The 22,572-nt window shown below is 75.2% G+C and carries 22 protein-coding genes and 1 riboswitch; of the genes, 9 read left to right on the top strand and 13 right to left on the bottom strand.

The annotated features are described in order from the left end of the window. Positions 1-1,195: RNA polymerase sigma factor (locus tag ACWFNE_RS15310; RefSeq protein WP_452123280.1), on the top strand; the 1,195-nt coding region annotated here is incomplete at its 5' end. A 100-nt stretch (positions 1,196-1,295) separates the two neighbouring features. On the opposite strand, the gene ACWFNE_RS15305 is transcribed toward ACWFNE_RS15310, so the two are convergent. From ACWFNE_RS15305 to ACWFNE_RS15295, 3 genes are all read right to left on the bottom strand, one after another. Further along, a complete protein-coding gene (locus tag ACWFNE_RS15305; RefSeq protein ID WP_452123279.1) occupies positions 1,296-2,012 on the bottom strand; it encodes a head GIN domain-containing protein in 717 nt (238 codons plus the stop codon). A gap of 133 nt (positions 2,013-2,145) precedes the next feature. Beyond that, on the bottom strand, positions 2,146-2,853 hold the full coding sequence (locus ACWFNE_RS15300) for a 5'-methylthioadenosine/adenosylhomocysteine nucleosidase (RefSeq protein WP_452123278.1): 708 nt from the start codon (positions 2,851-2,853) through the stop codon (positions 2,146-2,148). Then, a complete protein-coding gene (locus ACWFNE_RS15295) occupies positions 2,850-3,302 on the bottom strand; it encodes an S-ribosylhomocysteine lyase (RefSeq protein WP_452123449.1) in 453 nt (150 codons plus the stop codon). Before ACWFNE_RS15295 ends, ACWFNE_RS15300 begins: the two co-directional genes overlap by 4 nt. A 161-nt stretch (positions 3,303-3,463) precedes the next feature. Between ACWFNE_RS15295 and ACWFNE_RS15290 the strand changes: the two genes are divergently transcribed. Beyond that, positions 3,464-4,705, top strand: a complete 1,242-nt coding sequence (locus ACWFNE_RS15290; RefSeq protein WP_452123277.1) for an amidohydrolase — start codon at positions 3,464-3,466, stop codon at positions 4,703-4,705. A gap of 24 nt (positions 4,706-4,729) precedes the next feature. Here ACWFNE_RS15290 and ACWFNE_RS15285 read toward each other — a convergent pair whose 3' ends face one another. From ACWFNE_RS15285 to ACWFNE_RS15270, 4 genes are all read right to left on the bottom strand, one after another. Continuing rightward, on the bottom strand, positions 4,730-6,049 hold the full coding sequence (locus ACWFNE_RS15285) for an alpha/beta fold hydrolase (protein WP_452123276.1): 1,320 nt from the start codon (positions 6,047-6,049) through the stop codon (positions 4,730-4,732). After that, entirely contained in the window at positions 6,046-6,495 is a 450-nt protein-coding gene (locus ACWFNE_RS15280) for a DoxX family protein (protein WP_452123275.1), read from the bottom strand. The genes ACWFNE_RS15285 and ACWFNE_RS15280 overlap by 4 nt, the downstream gene beginning before the upstream one ends. A 141-nt stretch (positions 6,496-6,636) precedes the next feature. Then, a complete protein-coding gene (locus ACWFNE_RS15275) occupies positions 6,637-8,949 on the bottom strand; it encodes a putative bifunctional diguanylate cyclase/phosphodiesterase (protein ID WP_452123274.1) in 2,313 nt (770 codons plus the stop codon). 197 nt (positions 8,950-9,146) lie between these two features. Then, entirely contained in the window at positions 9,147-9,461 is a 315-nt protein-coding gene (locus tag ACWFNE_RS15270) for a DMT family transporter (RefSeq protein ID WP_452123273.1), read from the bottom strand. A gap of 9 nt (positions 9,462-9,470) precedes the next feature. After that, a riboswitch (guanidine-III (ykkC-III) riboswitch) is annotated at positions 9,471-9,535 on the bottom strand. A gap of 195 nt (positions 9,536-9,730) precedes the next feature. Here ACWFNE_RS15270 and ACWFNE_RS15265 point away from each other — a divergent pair. Then, the gene (locus ACWFNE_RS15265; protein WP_452123272.1) at positions 9,731-10,846 is read left to right on the top strand and encodes a GDSL-type esterase/lipase family protein; all 1,116 of its coding nucleotides are present in this window, start codon (positions 9,731-9,733) and stop codon (positions 10,844-10,846) included. Between the two features lie 220 nt (positions 10,847-11,066). Here the strand turns inward: ACWFNE_RS15265 and cspE are convergent, their stop codons facing one another. Then, the gene (cspE, locus tag ACWFNE_RS15260) at positions 11,067-11,270 is read right to left on the bottom strand and encodes a transcription antiterminator/RNA stability regulator CspE (protein ID WP_452123271.1); all 204 of its coding nucleotides are present in this window, start codon (positions 11,268-11,270) and stop codon (positions 11,067-11,069) included. Between the two features lie 376 nt (positions 11,271-11,646). Between cspE and ACWFNE_RS15255 the strand changes: the two genes are divergently transcribed. Next, entirely contained in the window at positions 11,647-11,919 is a 273-nt protein-coding gene (locus tag ACWFNE_RS15255) for a DUF2277 domain-containing protein (protein ID WP_452123270.1), read from the top strand. 158 nt (positions 11,920-12,077) lie between these two features. Here ACWFNE_RS15255 and pgi read toward each other — a convergent pair whose 3' ends face one another. Then, positions 12,078-13,763: a glucose-6-phosphate isomerase gene (gene pgi / locus ACWFNE_RS15250; protein WP_452123269.1), complete on the bottom strand. Its 1,686-nt coding sequence runs from the start codon at positions 13,761-13,763 to the stop codon at positions 12,078-12,080. 115 nt (positions 13,764-13,878) lie between these two features. Here pgi and ACWFNE_RS15245 point away from each other — a divergent pair, with 115 nt between their 5' ends. The 3 genes from ACWFNE_RS15245 to ACWFNE_RS15235 all read left to right on the top strand — a co-directional run bounded on the left by ACWFNE_RS15245 (position 13,879) and on the right by ACWFNE_RS15235 (position 16,164). Continuing rightward, positions 13,879-14,214, top strand: coding sequence for a hypothetical protein (locus tag ACWFNE_RS15245; RefSeq protein WP_452123268.1), 336 nt, complete (start codon positions 13,879-13,881; stop codon positions 14,212-14,214). 44 nt (positions 14,215-14,258) lie between these two features. Then, positions 14,259-15,215 carry a PfkB family carbohydrate kinase gene (locus tag ACWFNE_RS15240; RefSeq protein ID WP_452123267.1) on the top strand — a complete coding sequence of 319 codons (957 nt, stop codon included), beginning with the start codon at positions 14,259-14,261 and terminating at the stop codon, positions 15,213-15,215. A gap of 100 nt (positions 15,216-15,315) precedes the next feature. After that, positions 15,316-16,164: an oxygenase MpaB family protein gene (locus ACWFNE_RS15235; protein ID WP_452123266.1), complete on the top strand. Its 849-nt coding sequence runs from the start codon at positions 15,316-15,318 to the stop codon at positions 16,162-16,164. 123 nt (positions 16,165-16,287) lie between these two features. Here the strand turns inward: ACWFNE_RS15235 and ACWFNE_RS15230 are convergent, their stop codons facing one another. From ACWFNE_RS15230 to ACWFNE_RS15215, 4 genes are all read right to left on the bottom strand, one after another. Continuing rightward, a complete protein-coding gene (locus ACWFNE_RS15230) occupies positions 16,288-17,658 on the bottom strand; it encodes a pectate lyase (protein WP_452123265.1) in 1,371 nt (456 codons plus the stop codon). A 331-nt stretch (positions 17,659-17,989) separates the two neighbouring features. Continuing rightward, positions 17,990-19,039: an LLM class flavin-dependent oxidoreductase gene (locus ACWFNE_RS15225; protein WP_452123264.1), complete on the bottom strand. Its 1,050-nt coding sequence runs from the start codon at positions 19,037-19,039 to the stop codon at positions 17,990-17,992. 45 nt (positions 19,040-19,084) lie between these two features. Further along, complete coding sequence (locus tag ACWFNE_RS15220) at positions 19,085-19,840, bottom strand: hypothetical protein (protein WP_452123263.1); 756 nt, start codon at positions 19,838-19,840, stop codon at positions 19,085-19,087. 9 nt (positions 19,841-19,849) lie between these two features. Next, positions 19,850-20,281 (bottom strand): PadR family transcriptional regulator, encoded by a 432-nt coding sequence (locus tag ACWFNE_RS15215; RefSeq protein ID WP_452123262.1) that lies wholly within the window; start codon positions 20,279-20,281, stop codon positions 19,850-19,852. Between the two features lie 117 nt (positions 20,282-20,398). Here ACWFNE_RS15215 and ACWFNE_RS15210 point away from each other — a divergent pair, with 117 nt between their 5' ends. Next, positions 20,399-20,731 carry a DUF3039 domain-containing protein gene (locus ACWFNE_RS15210; protein WP_452123261.1) on the top strand — a complete coding sequence of 111 codons (333 nt, stop codon included), beginning with the start codon at positions 20,399-20,401 and terminating at the stop codon, positions 20,729-20,731. Next, positions 20,728-22,560 (top strand): DEAD/DEAH box helicase, encoded by a 1,833-nt coding sequence (locus ACWFNE_RS15205; protein WP_452123260.1) that lies wholly within the window; start codon positions 20,728-20,730, stop codon positions 22,558-22,560. The genes ACWFNE_RS15210 and ACWFNE_RS15205 overlap by 4 nt, the downstream gene beginning before the upstream one ends. Positions 22,561-22,572 lie beyond the last annotated feature (12 nt).

The following is a 22,572-nucleotide window of genomic DNA, read 5'->3' as shown; positions in this document are numbered from 1 at the left end:
TTTCGCGTGTTGGTCCCGAAGGAAACACCCCCGCCCCTCGACCTCCCCACCCCTTCCCCTCGGCGACCGGCCCCTCGCCGCGCCCACGGTGCAGGACGCGTTCGCGACGGCCGTCGAGCGCTGGCCCGTGACCGGGCTGCCGCCCAGCCCGGCGGGCTGGATCTTCACGACGGCCCGCCGCAGGGCGATCGACCGGATCCGGCGCGAGTCGAGCCGCGCGGACCGGCACGCGCAGGCCGCCGTGCTGCACGCCCCGTCCGCGGCCGTCGAGGAGGACCCCGTGCACGACGACCGGCTCCGTCTCGTGTTCACGTGCTGCCACCCGGCCCTCGCGCCTGCGGCGCGGGTCGCGCTCACGCTGCGGCTCGTCGGCGGGCTCACGACCGCCGAGATCGCCCGGGCCTTCCTCGTCGAGGAGCAGGCGATGGCGCAGCGGCTCGTGCGCGCCAAGGGCAAGATCCGCGACGCCCGCATCCCGTACCGCGTCCCGGACGACGCCGAGCTGCCCGACCGGCTCCGGGCGGTGCTCGCGGTCGTGTACCTCGTGTTCACCGAGGGGCACACGGCCAGCGCGGGCGACGCGCTCGTGCGCGCGGACCTGTGCGCGGAGGCGGTCCGGCTCGCCCGGCTCCTCGCCGAGCTCATGCCAGACGAGGAGGAGGTCGCGGGCCTGCTCGCGCTGCTCCTGCTCGTCGACTCCCGCCGCGCCGCCCGGACCGCGCCCGACGGCTCGCTCGTGCCCCTCGCCGAGCAGGACCGGGGCCGGTGGGACGGCGCGCTCGTCGCCGAGGGGCAGGACCTCGTCCGGTGGTGCCTGCGCCGCGGGCGCCCGGGCCCGTACCAGCTGCAGGCGGCGATCCAGGCGGTGCACGCGGACGCCCCGGACGTCGCCTCGACCGACTGGGCGCAGGTGCTCGCGCTCTACGACCACCTGCTCGCGCTCACGGGCTCGCCCGTCGTGGCGCTCAACCGGGCGGTCGCGCTCGCGGAGGTCGAGGGCCCGGCGGTCGCCCTCGCGGCCGTCGACCCGCTCGGGCTCACGACCTTCCACGTCTACCACGCGGTCCGTGCCGATCTCCTGCGCCGGCTCGGCCGCCGGGACGAGGCGGTGGCGGCGTACGACGCCGCGCTCGCCCGGTGCTCCAACGTGGTCGAGCGGGCGTTCCTCGAGCGGCGCAGGCACGAGCTCGCCTGAGCGCGTCGGCCGCGAGGTCCGCGGCGAGCGGCGGACCGGGCGCCGGGACCCGCGCGACCGGCTCACCGATGCGTGGCGAGCGGGTACGGCGCCGTGGGCGTCACGACCCCTCGCGCACCGAGCCCGAGCCGTCGACGTCCGACGTCACGCGGGCTCCGCCGGTGTGCGTGAGCGACCCGCTCCCGGACACGCTCGCGTCGAGTGTCCCGGTGACGACCACCGCGGCGTCGCCGGACCCCTCGACCGACACCGCCGCCGCACGCGTGCGCAGCGCCGCCGCGTCGTAGCCCCCGGACCCGGCGACCGTGACGCGCTGCGCCTCGGCGGCGCCGGCGAGCGTGATGCGGCCGGACCCCTGGTTGCTGGCGTCGAGCTCGTCGACGTCGATCCCTTCGACGCGCACGTCGCCCGACCCCTCGAGCAGGACCGCGAGCTCGTCGCCGGTCGCGACGTCGCCGTCGACCCGCACGCTCCCCGAGCCCTCGACCCGGATCGCGTCGAGGTGGTCGACCACGAGTCGGTACTCGACCGCGCCGGTGCGCGACCAGCCCGGCCGGTCGTCGTGGTCGAGCACGAGGACGCCGTCGCGGACCTCGCTCGTGAGCTGTGCCAGCACGTTGCGGCCCGCGGTGACCGTGAGCGACGGCTCGTCGCCGTGCTCGACGACCAGGGTCCCCGAGATGGAGAGCTCGACGGCCGTGACGCCGTCGGCCGGGCGCTCCTCCGTGCGCGACGGGCCGAACGCGGCGGCCCCGCACCCGGTGAGCAGGAGCAGGGCACCGACGGAGGTGACGGCGAGCACGGGACGCAGCGACATGGGTGACCTCACGATGAGCACACGGCCCGGGACGTCCGGTCCGTGCACCACGCTGGCACCAGCCGGGGGCCGGGTCATCGGGTACGTCCCTGACCCGGCCCCTGAACGGCCCCTGAGGTCGCTCGCCGTGGTGTCAGTCGCGCGGGACGACCCGGTGCAGCGCGGCGAGCACGACGCTCGCGGACCGCTGCGCGGCGTCGTCGACGTGCGTGAGGAAGTCGTCGTTCGCCGCGGGACCGCACAGGTCGGAGATCCCGCGCACCGAGAGGAACGGGACGCCGTAGAGGTGGCACGTCTGCGCGAGCGCCGCGGTCTCCATGTCCGTCGAGAGCGCGTCGGGGAACGACGCGCGGACCGCGTCCACGAGCGAGGCGTCGATGAACGCGTCCCCCGAGAGCATCGTGCCCGCGCGGACCGTGAGGCCGTCGTGCGTGACGCCGAGGGTCGCCTCGAGCAGCGCCTCGTCCGCGACGAACCGCGCCGGCATCCCGGGGACCTGCCCGAGCGCGTACCCGAAGGCGCGCGCGTCGGCGCCCGAGTAGACGAACTCGGTGCCGACCACGACGTCGCCGACCCGGACCTGCTCGCCGATCCCGCCGGCGCTCCCCGCGCTGATGACGACGCTCGGCCTGGTCCCGCTGATCGCGACGGCGGCGGCGGTCGCCGAGCTGACGAGCCCGATGCCGCACTGCACGAGCAGGACCCCGCGGCTCTCGACCGACAGGACCCGGTGCAGCGCGTGCCCGACCCGGGCGACGGGCCCGACGAAGTCGGCACGCTCGACGAACGCCTCGGCCTCGTCGGGCATCGCGGCCACGACGACCGCGTCGACCGCGATCACGCGGTCACCTGGCTCCACTCGTCGCGGGCGGCGAGGAACGTGCGGGCGGCCGCCTGCGCGCCCTCGAGCGTGTGGTTCGCGCCCCAGCCGCACTGCACCTCGTTCGCGGCGGGGACCTCGGTCGCCCGCGTGACGTCCTCGAGGGTCTCCTGGACCAGGCGCATGACGGCCTCGGGCTCCCACTCGCCCTCGAGGATCAGGTAGAAGCCCGTCTGGCAGCCCATCGGGGAGAAGTCGATGACCTGCGTCGAGTGGTTGCGCGAGTGCTCCGCGAACAGGTGCTCGAGCGAGTGCACGACCGGCATCTCGAGGTGACCCTCGTTGGGCTGGGTGAAGCGCACGTCGAACTTGCTCAGGACGTCGCCCGCGGGCAGGACCTTGCGGTCCGCGAGGCGGATGTAGGGCGCGGCGACGGTGCGGTGGTCGAGGTTGAACGACTCGACGTTCATGCGGGGCTGGTTCACGGTCGGCCTTCTCGTCAGGGCGGGCGGGGGTTCGCCCCATTGTGTCGCACGCGCCCGTCCCGGCGTGCTCGCGCCCGGACCCGCGGACACCGCGCCCGCGCGCCGCCGACCTGCCCGTGACTCGCGCCGGGGCTAGCGTGCTGGGCATGGTCCACCGCAGCGCGAGCACCCCGTCCGTCGTCGCCGTCACCGGCGGGTACGTCGTCCCCGTCGCCTCCGAGCCGCTCGACGGGGGCACGGTCCTCATCGAGGACGGGCGCATCGTCGCCGTCGGGCTCGACGTCGCGGTGCCGGACGGCGCGCACGTCGTCGACGCGACCGGCCGCTGGGTGCTGCCCGGGTTCGTCGAGGCGCACGGGCACGTCGGCATCTGGGAGGAGGGCGAGGGCGTCGCCGGGGACGACGTCAACGAGATGACAGGCCCCGACATGGCGGCGGTGCGCGCGCTCGACGCGGTGAACATCGACGACGAGGGCTTCCGCGACGCGCTCGCAGGCGGCGTCACGTCGGTCGTCGTGAAGCCGGGGTCCGGCAACCCGATCGGCGGGCAGACCGCCGCGATCAAGTCGTGGGGCGGGCGCACGATCGACGAGCAGGTCCTCTCGGCCGCGGTGAGCGTGAAGTCGGCCCTCGGTGAGAACCCGAAGCGCGTGTACCGCGAGAAGGGGCAGACGCCGTCGACGCGCCTCGGGGTCGCCAAGGTCATCCGGGAGGCGTTCGTCAAGGCGCAGCACTACGCCGCCGCACGGGCCGCGGCCGCCACGAAGGGCGAGCCGTTCGCGCGTGACCTCGGCCTGGAGACGCTGGTCCGGGTGCTCGACGGCGAGCTCGCGTGGGACCAGCACTGCCACCGCCACGACGACATCGCGACCGCGATCCGGCTCGCCGACGAGTTCGGGTACCGGCTCGTCGTCAACCACGGGACCGAGGGCCACAAGATCGCCGACGTGCTCGCCGAGCGCGGCATCCCGGTGATCTACGGCCCGATGCTGACGAACCGCTCGAAGGTCGAGCTGCGCGACCGCGGCATCGAGCACCTCGCGACGCTCGCCGCCGCGGGCGTGCGCGTCGCCATCACGACCGACCACCCCGTCGTGCCGGTCAACTTCCTCGTCCACCAGGCGACGTTCGCGGTCAAGGAGGGGCTGCCCCGCGCGACCGCCCTCGAGGCGCTCACCGTGAACCCCGCGGCGATCCTCGGGCTCGACGACCGGGTCGGGTCCCTGCGCGCCGGGCTCGACGGCGATGTCGTGGTGTGGTCCGGCGACCCGCTCGACGTGCACGCCCGCGTGGAGCACGTCCTCATCGAGGGCGTGAGCGTCTACACGTGGGACGACGCCGCGCAGGCCGGGCGGGTCGTCGAGCGGCGCGAGCGCTTCGCGGGGTGAGCGCCGGCCGCGCCGCCGCGCGGGTCAGCGTCCGGTGACGCTCCACCGGCCGGCGGCGAGGTCCAGCAGGCGCGGCAGGATCACGTCGCCGGCGACGCGGAGGCCGTCGTGCAGGAACTCGTTGGTCACCCACACCTGCGTCGCCCCGACGTGCGACGCGGTGTCGAGCGCGAGGTCGAGGTCGACGTACGGGTCGTCGTAGTACTGCGCCGCGGCGACGGGCACCTCGTTCGACGCGAGGCGGTCGACCTCGTACAGCACCGGCCAGGACGTCCGTGCGGCGAGCTCCTCGGCGACCGCCCGGAACGGCCGCAGCGACCCGATTTGCTCGTACATCCACGGGAACATCGCCTCGCCGGCCAGGAGGAGCGGCCGGGCACCGGGGGCGAACGCGTCCCACCGCTCGTGCTCGGCCTGCGCCGCCCAGCCGGGCGCGCGCTCACCCTGGTGGTAGATGACCTCCTGGAGCACCGCGTACAGCGGGTTGTCGACGAACGACGTGCCGTGCGCGAGCGCCGCGAGGAACGGGTCGGCGAGCTCGCCCGCGGTGTCGAGCGCGGTGTCGAGGAGCCAGTGCAGCGCGTCCACGCCGGTGCTCATGCCGAGGGGCATCCCGAGCAGCTGCAGCCGCTCGACGGTGAGCGCGTCGCCGTCGGGCAGGCGGACGTCACCGGCACCCACGCGGTCGGCGACCCGGCCGAGCAGCGCCACGTCGTCGGGGTACCGGCGCGCGAGCTCCCGGTTGCGTGCCGCCTGCCGTGGGTAGGTGCGCGCGTAGGTCTCCTCGGCGCTCGCCGTGAGCGGCGGCAGGCCGCCCGTGACGAGGCACTCCGTGAGCGCCTGGGGGTGCCGCGACAGGTACGCGAGCGTGACGAAGCCGCCGTAGGACTGCCCCAGCGTCGCCCAGCGCCGCCCCCCGTAGACGGTGCGCCGCACGTGCTCGGCGTCGGCGACGATCGCGTCGGCCCGGAAGCACGCGAGGTACTCGGCTGCCTCGGCGGGCGTCCCGAGCGCGGCCACCTCGCGCGCTGCGACGCGCGTCGAGCGGCCCGTCCCACGCTGGTCGAGGAGGACGACCCGGTGCGTCGCGAGCAGCGTCGTCCACCATCCGCTCCCGAGCGGCCGCGGGCTCGCGCCCCCTGGCCCGCCCTGCAGGAACAGGAGCAGCGGGAGGTCCTCGCCGGCGCGGCGGGGGTCGACGAGCTCGCGCACGAACACCTCGATCGGCGCGTACCGCTCGGGCGCGGACCAGTCCACGGGCACCGCGACACGGTGCTCGCGCACGACGAGCCCGGGGACGGCGTACCGGGTCGACGCGGGCGCGGGTGCGCTCGGCGCGGTCATCGGGCGCCGCCCGACGCGATCCGGGCGGCAGGGGAGACGGCCCCGGCGGCGCATGCACCCCGGGCGACCGCGAGCGCCCAGCCGACGAGCGGCACCTGGAGCGGCAACCGTCCCCACGCGACGACCCGCCGGGTCGTGATCCCGGGGGCTCCGCGGCGCGTGCGGAGCGCCATCGTGACGTTCCCCGGGAAGACGGCGACGAGCAGCGCGGCCGTCGCGAGCGCGCCGGCGCTCCGGGTCCGCGCGGGCACGAGCGCCGCGGCGCACGCGAGCTCGGCGACGCCGCTGCCGAGCACCCACGCACGCGGGCTCCCGAGCGGGCGCGGGATGAGCGGCTCGTAGACGCGCGGCACCACGAGGTGCAGCACGCCCGAGAGCGCGAGCACCGAGCCGAGCACGGCGGCGGACGCAGGGGAGGCCGGACGTGGCCGGGACGACGGGGTCATCGGGCCACGCTAGCGGCGCCGGGACGGACCGGGAGGCAGGGGCACGCCGCCGGCCGAGCGGTCGGCGCCGCACGGTGTCCGGCTCGGCCCTCGGCCCTGCGCCGGGTCAGCGCGGTTACCCTGCGCCGCCCTACGCCCGAGTCAGCGCGGTGCCGGTGCCGCCGCCGTGCGGGGTGCCGGGACGCCGTCCCGCCGGACCGGCGCCGCGGGGGCGCGGGTGCGGGTGATCTCCGCGATGACCGACGGGATCCTCGCCCCGGGCCCAGGGCGGGCGAGCCCGAACCCCTGCGCGGCGTAGCAGCCCATCTCGGCGAGCATCGCGAACGTCGCGTCGTCCTCGACGCCCTCCGCGACGACCGACAGCCCGAGGTGGCGCGCGAGCTCGATCGTCGAGCGGACGATCGCCTCGCTCGCGCGGTCCTGCGCGATGCCGCCCACGAACGCGCGGTCGAGCTTGAGCCGGCCGACGGGGAGGCGGTGCAGGTACGCGAGCGAGCTGTGGCCGGTGCCGTAGTCGTCGACCGCGAGCTCGACGCCGAGGCGCTCGAGCGCGTCGAGCGCCTCGAGTGCGCGCTCCGGGTCGCTCATCGCGCTGCTCTCGGTGATCTCCAGCTCGAGCGCGGACGCCGGCAGCCCGTGGCGAGCGAGCGCGGCGCGCACGTCGGAGACGATCTCGGGGTCGAGCAGGTTCTGCGCGGCGAGGTTGACCGCGACGGCGATGTCGAGGCCGTCGGCGCGCCAGCCGGCGACCGCCCGCAGCGCCTGGTCGAGGACGTCACGCGTGAGCGGGCCGATGACCCCGGTGCGCTCGGCCGTGGGGATGAAGAGGTTCGGGGTGAGCAGCCCGTGCTCGGGGTGCTGCCAGCGCACGAGCGCCTCGACGGCGACGACGCGCCCGGTGCTGACCTCGACGATCGGCTGGTAGTGCAGCACGAGCTCGCCGCGGGAGATCGCGCCGAGCAGCGTGCCGCCGAGCGCGGGGGCCAGCGTGCTGCCGGAGCTCATCGAGGCGTCGTAGCGGGCAGGCAGGCGCGAGCCGCGCTTCGCGGTCGAGAGCGCGACGTCGCCGCGGTGCAGCAGGTCCAGCGGGTCCGTCCCGTCGTCGGGCGCGACCACGAGCCCCACGCTCACCTGGACCCGCACCTCGAGGTCGTCGAGCCGGACGGGCCGGGCGAGCGCGTCGTGCACCGACTGCGCCAGGTTCATCGCCGTGCCGCTGCCGGGCACGTCGCGGAACAGGATCGCGAACTCGTCGCCGCCCGGCCGCGCCACGAGCCCGGCGTGGCCGGCGACGGACCGCAGCCGCTCGCCGATGCGGATCAGGACCTCGTCGCCGATGCGGTGCCCGAACGTCTCGTTGATCTCGCTGAAGCGGTCGACGTCCACGAGCACGAGCGCGACGCGGGCGCGCGGGGCCGCGAGGGCGTCCCGGATCTCCCGGACGAGCAGCCGCCGGTTCGCCAGCCCGGTCACGATGTCGGTGTCGGCGGCTCCGCGCAGGCTCTGCGCCTGCTCCTCGAGCCACCGGGTCATGCGCGCCATCCGGATGAGCGAGAGCACCGTCAGGGCGACGGCCGCGACCGCGGCGGCCCACACGTCGACGGTGCCGCCGAGCACGAGCTGCACCACGAGCACCGCCGGTGCCATGAACACCGCGGGGCCGACGAGCATGAGCCGCTGGCGGCCCTTGCGCTGCTCGGGCTCGACCGCGCGCTCCGACATCAGGCGCATGCCGGGAGCCAGGGCGGCCGCTCCGAACAGCGCGTAGGCGACGAGCCAGCCCCCGTCGAGCAGGAGCACGTGCGCCTCGAGGGCCGGCACGATCGCGGAGAGCTGGAACAGCGCGTCGGCCGCCATCAGCAGGCCCGTGGCGCTCACGAGCAGGGCCGACGCGGTCGACCGGGCACCGGGTGCGGTCAGGAGCCGGACCAGGAGCCCGATGAGGATGATGTCGACGATCGGGTACGCCGCGCCCACGACCGTGCTGGCGAGGTCCAGCTCGGGGTCGCGGAGCGCGGGGGCGATCAGCGCGACCCACGCGACGAGCCCGAGCCCGATCGACACGAGCAGGCTGTCGATGGCCGCGGTCGGGTGCCGCTCGCTGCCGCGTGCCCGGGCGAGCATGAGCAGCCCCGCACCGAGGAACGGGTACGCCGCGAGGTAGACGACGTCCGCGGCCGATGGGTACGGGTCCGTCCCGAGCACGAGCTCGTACCAGGACCACAGGAGGTCCCCGACCGTCATGAGCGCGATGCCGGCCGTCAGCAGGTACCACGGCACCCTGCGCGACGGCCGGTTGCGGCGGATCCCGACGAGCATGACCGCGACGGATCCGAAGGCGACGAGCTGGTAGACGATGCCGCGCGCGGACGCCGTGGGGAGGACCAGGTGCACGAGAGCGACCGCCGCGGCGACGGCGAGCCAGCGGGACCACGCGCTCCTCACCCAGATCACGCACCAATCGCATCGACGACGAGGCCCCGTGTCGCCGGGACGCCGGCCGCGCGGCGGCCGGACCCGGGCGGGGTCCTTCGTGGACGTGATCGGCCGGGGGCGGCGGCGTGCGAGGCGTGCGCGGGGTGAAAGGTGCCACCTCCGGCCCTGCGTGGACCGTGCCGGCGCCAGGAGCCCGCGGCCGGCCGTGCCGGGCGCTAGCCGACGACCTTGAGCCCGACGACGCACCCGACGATCCCCAGCAGCAGCAGGACCCGCACGAGCGACACCGGCTCGGCGCCGGTCGCCATCGCATAGCCGACGGTCAGGGCCGCACCGACCCCGACCCACACCGCGTACGCGGTCCCGGTCGGCAGCGTGCGCATCGCGTACGCGAGCCCGCCCATGCTCAGCACGAGCGCGACGACGAACACCACCGTGGGGACCCAGCGGGTCAGCCCCTCCGACCGCCCGAGCGCAGTCGCCCAGACGGCCTCGAGAACACCGGACAGCACGAGCACGAGCCAGGACATGTGATCTCCTCGGCGCCGTCTTGTCGCACTCCGGGTACGGCGCACCTCGTCCGGGAACCCCGCGGGGGCCCTGCCTCCAGGGTCGCACGCACCCACGCCCCGGCCCAGGAGGAGGGCGGTGAGGTCGGTCACCGGGCGGGCGCGCCCTAATCGATTCGACCCCGCGCGCGTCCTGGCGCGGTCCTCGACGGGCCCGTCAGGCTGCCAGTCCGGCCGCGCGCTGTCCCCGCGCGTCCGTCCCCGGCCCCCTCGAGAGGGAGAACTGCGCCATGACGACGTCGTCCGCACGCCCGAACCACCGCCCGCTCCTCGCGCTCGTCGCGGTCGTCGCGCTGCTCCTCACGGGCGTCCTCGCCGCGGCGGCCCCGAGCCGTGCGGCGGCCGCGCCGGTCCGGGTCATGGCCCTCGGCGACTCGATCACCGGGTCACCGGGGTGCTGGCGGGCGCTGCTGTGGCAGAAGCTCCAGAACGGCGGGTACACGAACGTCGACATGGTCGGGACGCTGCCCGCGCAGGGCTGCGGCATCGCGCACGACGGCGACAACGAGGGCCACGGCGGGCTCCTCGCGACGAACGTCGCCTCGGAGGGCCTCCTGACCGGGTGGCTCGCGCAGACGCGACCGGACGTCGTGCTCATGCACTTCGGCACCAACGACGTGTGGAGCAACCGCTCGACGACGCAGATCCTCGCGGCCTACACGACGCTCGTGAACCAGATGCGGGCGAGCAACCCGGGCATGAAGGTGCTCGTCGCCCAGATCATCCCGGTCGCGCCGCCGACGTGCGGCGAGTGCGCCCAGCGGACCGTCGCCCTCAACGCCGCGATCCCGGCCTGGGCCGCCTCGCTCAGCACGAGCGCGTCGCCCGTCACCGTCGTCGACCAGTGGACCGGCTGGAACCCCGCTGCGGACACGTCCGACGGCGTGCACCCGAACGACGCGGGCATCGTCAAGCTCGCCGACCGGTGGTACCCGGCGCTGGCGCGGGTGCTCGACGGCGTGACCCCGACGCCTACGCCCACCACGACCCCCACGCCCACCGCGACCCCCACGCCCACGCCGACGGCCACACCGACCCCGACCCCGACGGCGGGCGCCGGGTGCACGGCGGTGTACCGGGTCGCCAACAGCTGGCAGGGCGGCTTCATCGGCGCCGTCACGGTGACCGCCGGCTCGGCGCCGGTGAGCGGGTGGGCGGTGACCCTCGCGCTCCCGAACGGCGGGGTCGCGAACGTCTGGGGCGGCCAGGCGAGCACGTCCGGGAGCTCGGTGACCGTGCAGAACGCCGCCTGGAACGGCTCGCTCGCCGCAGGCCGCAGCGCCGAGGTCGGCTTCCAGGGCACCGGCTCGGGCGCGGGTGCGACCGTCAGCTGCTCCGCGCGCTGACCACGAACGCCGGCGTACCCCCGGGTGCGCCGACGACCGGCGGGCGGACGCCGGTGGGCTGACCCGGCGCAGGGCCGCGTCAGCCGCGGTGCCCCGGCCCTCACGGGCCGGGGCACCGTTCGCGTCCCGGGTCCGCAGACAGCAGAACCGCCCCGGCGAGGCCGGGGCGGTTCTGCGTGCTGGGTGCCGACCGATGAAGGTCAGCGAGCCGATCCGAGGATCAGATGGGCTGGATGTTCTCCGCCTGCGGGCCCTTCGGGCCCTGCGTGACGTCGAACTGCACCTTCTGGTTCTCCTCGAGCGAGCGGTAGCCGCTGCTCTGGATGGCCGAGTAGTGCGCGAAGACGTCGGCGCCGCCGTCGTCAGGCGCGATGAAGCCGAAGCCCTTTTCGGCGTTGAACCACTTCACGGTTCCAGTCGTCATGGTTGCTCCCTTGCGGGTTAGGGGACGACCCCGGGTGTCGGGGGCGATATCACGGTGTCGTCGTCCGCTCCCTAGAGAACGCAACGCCAAGGCTCAGCCTCGACGGTCAAGGACGTGCGAATCACAGTAACTCCGGGCACGACAATAGCCGGTGTGCGGCCCGGATGCGAGACCTGCTCGCGTGTCCGCTCGTCGCGAACGGCTCCGGGCTCCTCAGTGTCCGCTCCCGGGACGGGCGGGCGCGACTGCTGGAGCGGGTGATCACGCGCCGTTCCGCGGTTCTCGGCCCGCCGCACGCCGCAGCGCGGTCCCCGCAGGGTCCCGGGCACCCCGCGCGGGGTTCCACCCGGACGGGGTCCGCCGTACCGTCGGGAGCATGTGCCGGAACATCCACACCCTCCACAACTTCGAGCCGCCCGCGTCGCAGGACGAGGTGCACGCCGCCGCCCTGCAGTACGTGCGCAAGGTGAGCGGCTCGAGCGCGCCGTCGCAGGCGAACCGCGAGGCGTTCGACCGGGCCGTCGAGGAGATCGCGCACGCGACGCGCCACCTGCTCGACGCGCTCGTCACGTCCGCCCCGCCCAAGGACCGCGAGATCGAGGCCGAGAAGCGCCGGGCCCGGTCGGCTGAGCGCTACGCCACGGCCTGAGCGAGCGGTACGCCACGGCCCGAGGCCGCGGCCGGTCACGCGGACGGGGTCGTTCCTGCGCGCCGGCCGACGGGGGTCGCGGACGGGCGCCGCGCCGCAGCAGCACGGGCGACCGGGGGGCCGGGCGGCGGACGCGCGCCACCCGGCCTGACCGCGGCTCAGGCGTCGCGGTGCGCCCGGTAGTACTCGATGAGCCCGCGCGTCGACGGGTCCTGCGCCGCGATCGCGTCGGTGTCACCGGACACCGCGGGGGAGATCTGCATCGCGAGGACCTTGCCGAGCTCGACGCCCCACTGGTCGAAGCTGTCGATGCCCCACACGACGCCCTGCACGAACGTGATGTGCTCGTAGAGGGCGATGAGCTGGCCCAGCACGGACGGCGTGAGCGACGGCGCCATGATCGACGTCGTGGGGCGGTTGCCGGGGAACACCCGCGCGGGGACGATCTCCTCCGCGACGCCGTCGGCGCGCACCTCGTCGGCCGTCTTGCCGAACGCGAGCGCCTTGGTCTGCGCGAAGAAGTTCGACAGGAGCAGCTCGTGCACGTCGGCGTCGCCGTCGCGCAGCGGGTGCGCGGGCGTCGCGACGGCGATGAAGTCCGCCGGGATGAGCCGCGTGCCCTGGTGGATGAGCTGGTAGAACGCGTGCTGGCCGTTCGTGCCCGGCTCGCCCCAGAAGATCTCCCCGGTGTCCGTCGTGACGGGCGTGCCGTCCCAGCGCACGGACTTGCCGTTCGACTCCATCGTGAGCTGCTGGAGGTAGGCCGGGAAGCGGTGCAGGTGCTGCGCGTACGGGAGCACCGCGTGCGTGTGGGCGTCGAGGAAGTTGACGTACCAGACGTTGAGCAGGCCCATCAGCACCGGCACGTTCTGCGCGAACGGCGTGCTGCGCAGGTGCTCGTCGACCGCGTGGAAGCCGGCCAGGAGGTCCCGGAAGCCGTCGGGGCCGATCGCGATCGCGAGCGACGTGCCGATCGCCGAGTCGAGCGAGTACCGGCCGCCGACCCAGTCCCAGAAGCCGAACGCGTTCGCGGGGTCGATGCCGAACGCCGCGACCTTGTCGAGCGCGGTCGAGACCGCGACGAAGTGCTGCGCGACGGCCTGCGTGCGCGCGCCGTCGGTGTCCTCGATCGCGCCGGCGTCGAGGAGCTGCTCCCAGAGCCACGTGCGCGCGAGTCGCGCGTTCGTCAGCGTCTCGAGCGTCCCGAACGTCTTGGACGCGACGATGAACAGGGTCGTCGTCGCGTCGAGGCCCCGCACCGTCTCGGCGAGGTCGGTCGGGTCGATGTTCGAGACGAACCGCACCTCGAGGCCGTCGTGGACGTACGGCCTGAGCGCCTCGTACGCCATGACCGGGCCCAGGTCGGAGCCGCCGATGCCGATGTTGACGACGGTCGCGACGCGGGCGCCGGTGACGCCCGTCCACTCGCCGCTGCGCACCTTGTCGGCGAACGCGGACACCTTCGCGAGCTCCGCCTGGACGTCGGCGTCGACGTCCTGGCCGTCGACGTGCAGAGCCGGGGACGCGCCCGCCGGACGGCGCAGGGCCGTGTGCAGCACCGCGCGGTCCTCGGTGACGTTGATGTGCTCGCCCGAGAGCATCGCCTCGATGCGCCCCGGCAGGCCGACCTCGTCGGCGAGCCGCACGAGGAGCTCGAGCGTCTCGTCGGTCACGAGGTTCTTCGACAGGTCGACGTGCAGGTCGCCGACCGTCCGGGTCAGGCGCGTCGCACGCTCGGCGTCGGCGGCGAACCAGCCGCGCAGGTCCGGCGTGAGCGCCGACCGGTGGGCCGTGAGGTCCTTCCAGGCGCTCGTGGTGGTGGCGTCGGTGGGTGTGGTGGTCACGGTGCTCCCTCTCGCGGTGTCGTGGCACCACCGTATTGCTGTGCGCGGAGGCGGTCCTGGGACGTCCGCCCGGACGACGTCGTGCGCGCGGGGGCCGCTGCCTAGAGTGGCGCGCATGAGCCGCCTGCCGACCGCCGTGATCTCCGCCGTGACGCTCGTCGCCGGCTTCGCCGTGGCGCAGGGGACGGGCGTGCGCTGGCTCGGCGGGGTCGTGCTCGCGGCGGGGCTGCTCTGGTGCGCGGTCCGCTCCGTCCGGCCCGCAGGGCTCCTGCGCACGGGTGCGGCCGGGGTCGTGGCGCTCGCGGCGTTCGTCGGGTCGCACCTGGCCGCGGACGCGCTCGGGCCCTGGCTGTCGGTGCTGCTCGCGGCCCTCGTCGCCGGTGCGGGCGTGTGGCTCCTCGTCGACCGGACCGCTCCGGTGCGTGCCGTCGACGCGACGGCACGCACCTGACGGGATCGGGGCCGGCGTCGGGCCCGGCCCGGCAGGATGGGCGCATGACGTCCCCGCCGCCGCTCGTCGTCGCCTGCGGGCTCGTGACGCTCGACGTGCTCCAGGACGTCGACCACGTGCCGGCGCCGGACGAGAAGCTCGTCGCGACCGGGCTCGACGTCACGTCCGGGGGGCCGGCGGCGAACGCCGCCGCGACGGCCGTCGCGCTCGGTGTGCGGGCCCGGCTCGTGACCGCGCTCGGGGCCGGTCCGGTCGCGTCGCTCGTGCGCGCGGACCTCGACGCTGCGGGGGTCGAGGTCGTCGACCTGCTCGACGGCGCACCCGCGTCGCCGGCCGTCTCGACCGTGCTCGTGACCCGCGGCACGGGGGAGCGCGCCGTCGTGTCGGTCAACGCGAGCGCGTCCGGCGACCTCGCGCCCGTCGCCCGCGACCGCACCGACGCCGTGCTCGACGGTGCGGACGTGCTCCTGCTCGACGGTCACCACCTCGGTGCGGCGCTCGTGCTCGCGGCGGCCGCCCGAGCGCGCGGCGTCCCGGTCGTGCTCGACGGCGGCAGCTGGAAGCCCCGCACCGACGAGCTGCTCGCGCACGTGGACCACGCGGTGCTCTCGGCGGACTTCCGCCTGCCCGAGGACCTCCGCGCCGCGGCGCAGGACGTGCCGGGCGGCGCGCCGGACGACCACGACCTCGCCGCCGTCGCGCTGCTCGGCCCGGCGTTCGTCGCGCGCTCGGCGGGGTCGGGCCCGGTGCGGTACCGCCGCCGGGTCGCGGGTGCGCCCGGTCCCGAGGTCGGCGCGGTCGAGCCGCTCGCCGTCCCGCGGGAGGACGTCGTCGACACCCTCGGTGCGGGCGACGTGCTGCACGGCGCCTTCGCGGAGCAGCTCGCGCACGGCGTCGACCCCGTGGCCGCGCTGACCGCGGCGACGCACGTCGCGAGCCTGTCGGTGCGGGCGCGGGGCGCTCGCGGCTGGCTCGTGGGCCTCCCGGAGCAGACGGTCTGAGCGCCGGCCGGCCCCTGGTCTCGTGCGGCGCGCACACCGACCTGAGACCCCGCTGAGAAGGCCCGTTCGCGGCCCGACCGCCCGGCGGTGACCATGAGGCATGTCCGTCGCCGAAGCCGCCCGCACCCGCCTCGCGACCGCGCTGCTCGGCCGGGTCGCCGGGGACGACCACCGCGACAAGCACGACCGCATCCACTTCAGCCCCGGCGACCGCTGGTTCGAGCCCGGCAGCGCGATCCAGCGCGTGCACGGCGACGCCTCGATGTTCGTCGGCGGCCTGCGTGCTCTGCTGCTCCAGTCGCTGCACCCGCAGGCCATGGCCGCGGTGGCCGGGCACTCGGGCTACCGCGGCGACCCGTGGGGGCGGTTGCAGCGCACGAGCACGTTCCTGGCGGTCACGACCTTCGGCACGGCCGCCGACGCCGAGCGCGTCGTCGGGCACGTGCGCGACGTGCACGAGCGGGTGCGCGGCAAGGACGAGGACGGCGTCCCCTACCGGGCCTCCGACCCGCACCTGCTCGACTGGGTGCACGTCGCCGAGGTCGACAGCTTCCTGCGCGCGCACCAGCTCTACGGGCAGAACCCGCTCGACGCCGCCGGGTGCGACGAGTACGTCGCGCAGGCGGCGGTCGTCGCCCGCAAGCTCGGCGGCGCGGACGTCCCGACGGACGTCGCGTCGCTCGAGCGCGCGCTCGCGCGGTACCGGGGGGAGCTGCGCGGGACGCAGGCCGCCCGGGACGCGGCGCGGTTCCTGCTCGTGCACCCGCCGCTCCCGCTCGCCGCGCGCATGCCGTACGGGGCGCTCGCCGGGGCGGGCGTCGCGATGCTGCCGCGGTGGACGCGCCGTCCGCTCGGTCTGCCGTACGCCCCTCCGGTCGAGGCGACGGTGGTGCGCGCGTCGGGGCACGCGATGGTCCGCGCGATCCGGTGGGCGCTCGCCGGCTTCTGACGGCGCGGACGCAGCACGCCCGGCCCGCCGCAGGGGGGGTGCGGCGGACCGGGCGCGGTCCTGGGGTGACCCGAGGTCACCGAGGAGGTGCGGCGGTGTCGGGGTCGGCGGGCGACCCCGGCGTCACCGGTAGACGATCGCGGACGGGGTGTACCCGCACGCGGCGGACGGTCCGGACGAGACCTTGCTGGGCTCGCCGGAGGTCACGCCCTTGTACTCCTCGCAGATCGCGATCTTCTTCGAGGAGTCCCCGACGATCGTGATGCCCGAGAGGGTGGCCTTGTCGCCGAGGTTCGGGTTGATGCCGACGAGGGACTTGGCCGGCGCGGTGACGGTCACGTTCTGGACGACGACGGTGCGGGCGTGCTGCTTCGAGCAGTTGCCGCACGAGCGGTACAGCTTGCCGATGTCGGAGACCTGGAAGTTCTTGATGACGAAGGTCCCCGGGCCGTTGTGCTGGAACACCTTGTCCGACGCCGAGCGCGCGCCGCCGCCGTTGATGGTCATGGTCTGCGAGGCCGAGGTCCCCTTGAACGTCGCGGCGTCCTCGCCGACGTCCTCGAACCAGACGTTCTCGATCGTGCACGTGCCGGTGCAGTGGATGCCGTCGCCCGCGCCCGTGCCGAGGATGACGTTGCGGAGCACCGCGCCGTCGGCGAGCGTGAACATGGGCGGCTGGCTCTCGCCCTGGTCGCCCGAGGAGATGCCGTAGTAGCGGACGAGGCCCAGGTCCTTCGTGCCGCTGATCTCGATGGTCGCCGAGACCTTCTGCGACGACGTCGGCGTGGGCCAGGCGCCCGTCTGGGGCGGCGTGGTCGGCTGCGTGGTGGCCGTCGGCTTCGGCGTCGCGCTCGCGGTCGGCTTCGGGGTCGCGCTCGCGCTGGGCTTCGGGGTGGCGCTCGCGGTCGGCGCCGGCGTCGTCGGGCTCGGGGCGCTGCCCTGGGCGACGAGCGTGAACTGCTGGTGGTTGGCGTTCGCGTCCGCGGCCTGCTCGAGGCGGGCGCCGTTCTCCTTCGACGCGCCGACGACCTGGAGCGCGAGGCCGCTCGCGCGGTTGACGAGCTTGACACGGCCCGACGAGCCGGCGGCGAGCGCGAACTGCTGCGTCGCCGTGCCCGTGCTCGTCGCCTGCGTCGCGAGCGAGCCCGAGCCGGTCGCGATCGTCAGGGCGAGGCCCGAGTGCCGTGCGCGGACCTCGTAGAACCCGCCGCCGACGCCGACGAACCGGAACTGCTGGTTCGCTGCGCCCGTGGCGGTCCACTGCGTGACGGCCGTGCCGGGGAGGGTCGAGGACCCGGCGACGTCGACCGCCTTCTTGCTGCGCCAGCTGACGAGCGAGTACCAGGTGCCGGTGTCGATGCTGGGCGCCGCCTGCGCGGACCCGGCGAAGGCCACGCCACCGAGGGCGGCGACCGCGCCGGCCACGAGGGTGGCGACGGCGCGGGACCAGGCCGAGCGGCCGCCTCGCGCGTGTCGGGGATGCTGGATGTTCACGCTCACTACCTTCCGTCGTCCGCCGCGCGGGGGCGCAGCGGGGGAGGCCGCGCTCGGGCAGCGGCACCCCGGGGGAGGGGGCGGCTGCGCGCGGCGTCGTCAAGGTAGACGGGCGTCCGAAATGCCGTCAATGACCGTTGTACAACGTGAGAGATGTCTCACGGCAGCGCGCTGACCTGCGAGAGCGTGTCCACGGCCCCGCACCGGCCGTCCGGTCGCGGCGCCCGGTGGGGGCGACCGCGTCCCCCGCGTCCGCCGCTCGCCGCCGCCCGGCGACCGCGCCGACGTCGACCCGCACCGGTCCGCGGTGAGGCCCCGAGCGCCGCGCCGGTCAGCCGCCGAGCGCCTCGCGCACCAGCGGGGCGACCCGTGTGCCGAGCAGCTCGATCGCCCGCAGCGACTCCTTCTGCGGCACGCCCGAGAGGTCCATCTGGAACGCCTGCCGGTCGTGGCCCAGCACCTCGTGCAGAGCCACGACCCGCTCGGCGACCTCCTCCGGCCCGCCGACGAAGTAGGCGCCGCCCCGGGCGGCCTGGGACTCGAACGAGATGCGGTTCGGCATCGGGAACCCGCGCTCGGAGGCGATCCGGCGCATCGAGTCGTGCCAGTACGGGTAGAAGAAGTCGCGCGCGGCGCGCCCGTCGTCCGCGAGGAAGCCCATGCCCGCGACCGAGACCTTCCGCGTCGACGCGTCGTGCCCCGACTGCTCGTGCGCGCTGCGGTAGAGGTCGACGAGCGGCGCGAACTGGGCCGGCTGCCCGCCGATGATCGCGTAGCTGACCGGCAGGCCGAGCACGCCCGCCCGGACCGACGACTGCGGGTTGCCGCCGGTCGCGACCGCGATGTCGAGGTGGCGCCCCCGGCCCGGGCGGTCGTAGGGACGCGGGAGCACGAGCGCGTCGTCGAGGGCCGCGCGGAACCGGCCGGACCACGTGACGCGCTCCTCGGCGTCGAGCCGGAGCAGGAGCACGATCTTCTCGTCGTACAGCGCGTCGTAGTCGTCGAGCGACGCGCCGAACAGCGGGTAGGACTCGATGAACGAGCCGCGCCCGGCGAGCAGCTCGACCCGCCCGCGCGAGAGCAGGTCCATCGTGGCGAACTGCTGGAACACGCGCACCGGGTCCTCGGTCGACAGGACCGTGACGGCGCTGCCGACCGTGATCCGCTCGGTCTGCGCGAGCGCGGCCGCGATGACGGTCGACGGGGAGGAGATCGCGTAGTCGGGCCGGTGGTGCTCGCCGATCCCCACGTAGTCGAGCCCGACCTGCTCGGCCAGCCGCACGCGCTCGAGCACGTCGGCGAGTCGCTGGGCCGGGTCGGTGACGACGCCGGTCACCGGGTCGGGGTGGATGTCGCCGAACGTGTAGAAGCCGAGTTCCATGGGGGCGACAACGCGCGCGGGCGCCGGGTGCTTCCCGGTGCACGGTCAGCCGCGGAGCAGCCCGTCCAGGGCGAGCGTGACGCCCACCGAGACCACGCCGCACACCGGCAGCGCCCACGTCAGGAGGGTGTCCGCGCGGCGCGACCGGCGCCGGACCACCGCGGGGTCCTCGAGCGGGCTCGTGAGGACGTCGGCGTCGTCGAGCGAGCCCCGGAGCTGGGCGACGAGCGCGGGCACGACGAGCACCGCCGCGGCGACGACCGTCAGCGGGGCGGCCGGGACGGCGACGGCGACCGCGGGCAGCCCGTGCGCGGCGAGGAAGCCGAGACCGACCGCGAGCCAGGCCCCGACCTGCACGGCGACCCAGGCGAGCCACGTGCGCTCGGTGCACCAGCGGACGAACGCACCGAGGTGCCGGACGAGCAGCCCGAGCGAGGCGAGCGCCACGAGCGCGACGGCGAGGTGCGGGGCGCCGAGCCGGAGCGGCTCGTCGCGTGCCCAGGAGGCGGCCGACATCCCGACGAGCGCGACGGCGAGCATCCCCGCGGCGTAACGCAGCAGCGTCGACCGGCTCAGCGCGAGCCCGGTCGTCGGGGTGGGCGAGCCGCTCGGCAGCCGGAGGCTCGCGGCGTACTCCCGTGCCGGTCCGAAGGCCTCGACGGCGCCCTGGTCCGCGTCGGCGCAGAAGGACTCGACGTGGGCGAGCGCGTCGCCGATGTCGGCGCCGGAGACGTCACGCTCCCGCAGCGCGAGGACGAGCTCGTCGCGCCAGGCTCGGGGGACCCTCTGGGTCGTCGTCATGGTGGCCTCTCAGCGGGGGGAGTCGGGGCGGGCGCCGGGTGGCAGCCGTACGGGGGAGCCGTGCCCGGCGGACCGGGCGACCACGGCGGAGGTCGTCGCGGCGAACCGCGTCCAGGCCGTCGCCTTCGCCGCGAGCGCGGCCCGGCCGAGGGCGGTCAGGGTGAAGTACTTGCGGCCGGGCCCGCCCTCGCCGGGTCGCCACTCGACGGTCACCGACCCGGACTCCTCGAGGCGTGCGAGCAGGGGGTAGAGCGTCCCGCCCTTGACTGCCCCGAGCCCGAGCTCCTCGAGGCGCGTGGTGATCGCGTAGCCGTAGGTCGGTCCCTCGTCGAGGACGGCGAGGACGCACACCTCGAGCGCGCCGCGGAGCCACTCGCCCGGCCACGGCTCCCCGGCGGGCGTGGGGGACGGCGGCGGGGTCGTCGTCGGGTCGGCGGGCACGACTAGAAGGTATGACTGACTAGTCAGCGTGTCAATGTAGTTGTGCCGCGCCGTGCACGGTCGACGCGCGGGTGGGGACCGCGGCGGTGTCGGTGCGGCGCCGTAGACTCGGACCCCATGAGCGAGCCCCTGCCCCCCAGCACCGGTCCTGACGACCCGTTCGGGGCGGACCCCGGCTCGGGCACCTCGACGAGCGTCCTCGAGCGTTCCGAGACGACCGAGCAGGTCGAGCCGGGCGACCACGAGCGCTTCGCCCACTACGTCCGCAAGGACAAGATCATGGCCTCCGCGCTCTCGGGGAACCCCGTGATCGCCCTGTGCGGCAAGGTCTGGGTCCCCGGGCGCGACCCCAAGAAGTTCCCGGTCTGCCCGGTGTGCAAGGAGATCTACGACGGCCTGCGCCCGCCGCAGGACGACAAGGGCCCCGGCGACTCCTCCGGCGGGAAGTGAGCGCGCCCCAGCGCCTGCCCTCCGTCCCCTCGACGCACGCGTCCACGTCGGCCGCGCAGCACCTGCCGCCGGCGTTCCCGTCGCGCGCGCCGTGGGGGACCGCGGGCAAGCTCCGTGCCTGGCAGGCCGAGGCCATCGAGGAGTACCGCACGCGCAACCCGCGTGACTTCCTCGCGGTCGCGACGCCCGGCGCGGGCAAGACGACGTTCGCGCTGCGGATCGCGACGGAGCTGCTCGAGGCGGGTGCGGTGCGCCGCGTCACCGTGGTCGCGCCCACCGAGCACCTCAAGCGCCAGTGGGCGGACGCCGCCGCGCGCGTCGGGATCACGCTCGACCCGAACTTCAAGAACGCCCAGGGCCGGCACGGCCACGGGTTCGACGGCGTCGCCGTGACCTACGCGCAGGTCGCGAGCAAGCCGGCGTTGCACGCCGCGCGCACCGGCGCCGCGCCGACCCTGGTGATCCTCGACGAGGTGCACCACGGCGGCGACGCGCTCTCGTGGGGAGACGCGGTCCGGGAGGCCTTCGAGGGTGCGACGCGGCGGCTGTCGCTGACCGGCACGCCGTTCCGCTCGGACACCGCGGCGATCCCGTTCGTCACGTACGAGCGCGGCGAGGACGGCATCCGGCGCAGCGCCGCCGACTACACCTACGGCTACGGCGACGCGCTGCGCGACCACGTCGTCCGGCCGGTCATCTTCCTCTCGTACTCGGGCGCGATGCGCTGGCGCACGAAGGCGGGCGACGAGGTCAGCGCACGCCTCGGCGAGGCGCTGACCAAGGACATGACCGCGCAGGCGTGGCGCACGGCGCTCAACCCGAACGGCGAGTGGATCCCGTCGGTGCTCGCCGCCGCGGACCGCCGGCTCACGGAGGTCCGGCGCTCGGTCCCCGACGCGGGCGCCATGGTGATCGCGACCGACCAGACCGACGCGCGCGCGTACGCGGGGCACCTCGCGCGCATCACGGGCACCTCGCCGACGGTCGTGCTGTCGGACGACGACGGGGCGAGCGACCGGATCGACGAGTTCTCCGCGTCCGACTCGCGCTGGCTCGTCGCGGTGCGCATGGTCTCGGAGGGGGTCGACGTCCCGCGGCTCGCGGTCGGCGTCTACGCCACGAGCACCGCGACGCCGCTGTTCTTCGCCCAGGCGGTCGGGCGCTTCGTGCGGGCCCGGCGGCGCGGCGAGACCGCGTCGGTGTTCCTGCCGAGCGTGCCGCAGCTGCTCGTCCTCGCGAACGCGCTCGAGGCCGAGCGCGACCACGCCCTCGACCGACCGCTGACCGCGGAGGAGCAGGGCGACGACTACAACCCCGAGGACGCCCTGCTCGCGGCGGCGAACTCGGCGCGCGGCGGCGCGGACGCCGTCGGCCCCGACGGGCTGCAGGGGTCATTCGAGGCGCTCGAGGCGCAGGCGTCGTTCGACCGCGTGCTGTTCGACGGCGGCGAGTTCGGCACGGGCGCGGACGTGGGCTCGGAGGAGGAGCTCGACTTCCTCGGGCTGCCGGGGCTGCTGGACGCGGACCAGGTGACGACGCTGCTGCGGCAGCGCCAGGCGGACCAGCTCAGCGGCAAGCGGCGCCCGAAGGCCAGTGCGCAGCAGGAGGCCGAGCGCCTCGCGGAGATGGACCACCGCAAGCAGGCGGAGCTGCGCAAGGAGCTCGCGCAGCTCGTCGGCGCGTGGTCGCGGCGCAGCGGCCAGCCGCACGGCGCGGTGCACACCGAGCTGCGTCGCCGCTGCGGCGGCCCGGAGGTCGCGCTCGCAGACCCGGACCAGCTCGCGGCGCGCGTGGAGATGCTCCGGGGCTGGTTCGTCGGGAAGCGCTGAGCGTCGGGGCGT

It is taken from the genome of Cellulomonas sp. NPDC055163, assembly GCF_053607065.1.
Note: the sequence above shows the minus strand (reverse complement) of the source record. Positions and strands in the feature narration are given on the sequence as shown.